A 3,127-nucleotide genomic window follows, 5' to 3' on the forward strand; every position below is an offset into this window, starting at 1 on the left:
GCCCGGCGACGGGCCGCCGCAGTCGTAAAGTTCGTAGTTTCACAGGCTTGAAGCCCTGGTCATTTTGGGGCTTTGGGCCTATCGTGCTTTCAGGCACGAGGTTCTTCCGGCGGCGATCTTCCATCGCCGCTTTTCTGTACCCTTGGGTTCCCCCTATGGAAAAACGCGTTGTATTCGGGCATAAGACCCTGCCCTATCTGCTGCTGCTGCCGCAGATCGTCATCACAGTGGTCTTCTTCTTCCTGCCCGCCGGACAAGCCATGTGGCAGTCCATGCGGCTCGAAGACGCCTTCGGCCTGTCGTCCGAGTTCGTCGGCATCGACAACTTCGTCGAATTGTTCAAGCAGCAAGCCTACCTGGACTCGTTCCGCGTCACCGCCGTGTTCTCGGTGCTGGTGGCCGTGGTCGGCCTGGGCGTGTCGCTGCTGCTTGCCGTCATGGCGGACCGCGTGATCCGCGGCGCCGGCCTCTACAAGACCCTGCTGATCTGGCCCTACGCCGTCGCGCCGGCCGTGGTCGGCGTGCTGTGGCTGTTCATGTTCTCGCCCTCGGTCGGCATCCTGGCCGTCGCGCTGAACCACTCCGGCGTCAACTGGAACCCGCGCCTGAACGGCAACCAGGCCATGATGCTGGTGTTGATCGCGGCCGTGTGGAAGCAGGTGTCGTACAACTTCCTGTTCTTCCTGGCCGGCCTGCAATCGATCCCGCGCTCGCTGATCGAAGCCGCCGCCATCGACGGCGCCTCGCCCACGCGACGCTTCTGGAGCATCGTCTTCCCGCTGCTGTCGCCCACCACGTTCTTCCTGCTGGTGGTCAACATCATCTATGCGTTCTTCGACACCTTCGCCGTGGTGGACACCACCACGCAGGGCGGTCCCGGCACCTCGACCTCGATCCTGGTCTACAAGGTGTACAGCGACGGCTTCCGCGGCCTGGACCTGGGTTCGTCCGCGGCTCAGTCCGTGGTGCTGATGTTCATTGTGATTGCCTTGACGGTCGTGCAGTTCCGCTACGTCGACCGCAAAGTGCAGTATTGATTTTGTTCGAGGCTACTAACAATGGTTGAACGCCGTCCCTGGCTGGATATTCTGGCCCACGTCATCCTGCTCTGCGGCGTGGCGATGGTGGCATTTCCGCTCTACGTCACTTTCGTCGCGTCCACCCAGACGGCGCAGGAAGTGGCATCCGCGCCTATGTCCCTGCTCCCTGGCAAGCACTTCGTCGACAACTACATGCAGGCGCTGTTCGGCGGCTCGTCCGGCGGCTCCGCCGGCGCGCCGGTGGGCCGCATGATGTACGTCAGCCTGATCATGGCGCTGGCGATCTCCATCGGCAAGATCGCGATCTCGCTGCTGTCGGCCTTCGCGGTGGTGTACTTCCGCTTCCCCGGCCGCATGTTCTTCTTCTGGATGATCTTCGTCACGCTGATGCTGCCCGTGGAAGTGCGGATCGCGCCGACCTACAAGGTGGTCGCCGACCTCGGCCTGCTCAACAGCTACGCCGGCCTGACGCTGCCGCTGATCGCCTCGGCCACCGCCACCTTCCTGTTCCGCCAGTTCTTCCTGACCGTGCCGGACGAGCTGATCGAGGCCGCCCGCATCGACGGCGCCGGCCCGCTGCGCTTTTTCCGCGACGTGCTGCTGCCGCTGTCCAAGACCAGCATCGCCGCGCTGTTCGTGATCCAGTTCATCTACGGCTGGAACCAGTACCTGTGGCCGCTGCTGGTCACCACCCAGGAAGACATGTACCCCGTCGTGATCGGCATCAAGCGCATGATCAGCGGCGGCGACAGCGTGACCGAATGGAACATCACCATGGCCACCGCCATGCTGGCCATGATCCCGCCCGCGCTGGTGGTCATCCTGATGCAGAAATGGTTCGTCAAGGGTCTGGTCGACACTGAAAAGTGACGCTTGCCCATTGCGTTTGCGCACCACGCCCGCCCGAACACGACTCAGATAACACGAATTAACTCATGGCTACTCTCAGCTTCCGCAAAGTCAAGAAAACCTACGCCGGCAACGTGCCCGTGATCCACGGCATCGACATGGACGTCAAGGATGGCGAGTTCATCGTCATCGTCGGCCCCTCCGGCTGCGGCAAGTCCACGCTGATGCGCATGGTCGCCGGCCTGGAATCCGTGACCAGCGGTGAAATCCTGATCGACGACCAGGTCGTCAACCATCTCGAGCCCGCCGAACGCGATATCGCGATGGTGTTCCAGAACTACGCGCTCTATCCGCACATGACCGTGTTCGAGAACATGGCCTACGGCTTGAAGATCCGCAAGTTCTCGAAGGAAGAGATCAAGAAGCGCGTCGACGCCGCCGCGCAGATCCTCGAACTCGGCCACCTGCTGGACCGCCGCCCGCGCGCCCTTTCCGGCGGCCAGCGCCAGCGCGTGGCCATGGGCCGCGCCATCGTGCGCGAACCCAAGGTCTTCCTGTTCGACGAACCGCTGTCGAACCTGGATGCCAAGCTGCGCGTGGCGATGCGCCTTGAAATCATGAAGCTGCACCGTCGCCTGGGCACCACCAGCCTGTACGTGACCCACGACCAGGTCGAGGCCATGACGCTGGCGCATCGCATGATCGTCATGTACCAGGGCGTGCCGGAACAGATCGGCACGCCGATGGAAGTGTTCGAAAAACCCGCCTCCACCTTCGTGGCCGGCTTCATCGGCTCGCCGCCGATGAACCTGATGGAAGTGAACGTGGCCGGCGACGGCACGGTGCAGACCGCCGACGGCCAGCCGCTGGAGATCTCGCCGCTGCAAGTGCCGTCCCAGGTCCGCGGCCGCAAGGTCATCATGGGCATGCGTCCCGAGCATATGCTGCTGAACACGCAGGGCGTGCCCTGCGAAGTCGAGATGGTCGAAACGCTGGGCTCCGAGCAGCTGGTCCACTGCCGTGTCGGCAAGACCACGCTGGTGGTGCGCTGCACCACCCGCCAGCTGTCGGAATCGCCCGCCAAGGTCGGCGACCGCGTCAACGTCGGCCCGGACGGCCGCCATCCGCTGCACTGGTTCGAGACCGACACCGGCCGCCGCGTCCAGGGTCTCTGATCCCGCGCTTCGCCGACCTTGGCGGGCGATTCCGACAGCTGGCGGGTGGTGCAGCGCACCACC

Annotated in this window: 3 protein-coding genes; all 3 read left to right on the forward strand. The window is 63.8% G+C overall.

Annotated elements, in window-relative coordinates; all coding sequences use genetic code 11:
- The first annotated feature begins 155 nt into the window (after positions 1 to 155).
- The 3 genes from ugpA (at position 156) to AC6LJ5_RS30170 (ending at position 3,064) form a co-directional block, all read left to right on the forward strand.
- Positions 156 to 1,037, forward strand: a complete 882-nt coding sequence (gene ugpA / locus AC6LJ5_RS30160; protein ID WP_103274494.1) for a sn-glycerol-3-phosphate ABC transporter permease UgpA — start codon at positions 156 to 158, stop codon at positions 1,035 to 1,037.
- Between the two features lie 21 nt (positions 1,038 to 1,058).
- A complete protein-coding gene (gene ugpE, locus AC6LJ5_RS30165) occupies positions 1,059 to 1,910 on the forward strand; it encodes a sn-glycerol-3-phosphate ABC transporter permease UgpE (RefSeq protein WP_103274495.1) in 852 nt (283 codons plus the stop codon).
- Between the two features lie 65 nt (positions 1,911 to 1,975).
- On the forward strand, positions 1,976 to 3,064 hold the full coding sequence (locus tag AC6LJ5_RS30170) for a sn-glycerol-3-phosphate import ATP-binding protein UgpC (protein WP_103274496.1): 1,089 nt from the start codon (positions 1,976 to 1,978) through the stop codon (positions 3,062 to 3,064).
- The last annotated feature ends 63 nt before the right edge of the window (positions 3,065 to 3,127 follow it).

This window comes from Achromobacter sp. 1011791174 (assembly GCF_059760925.1).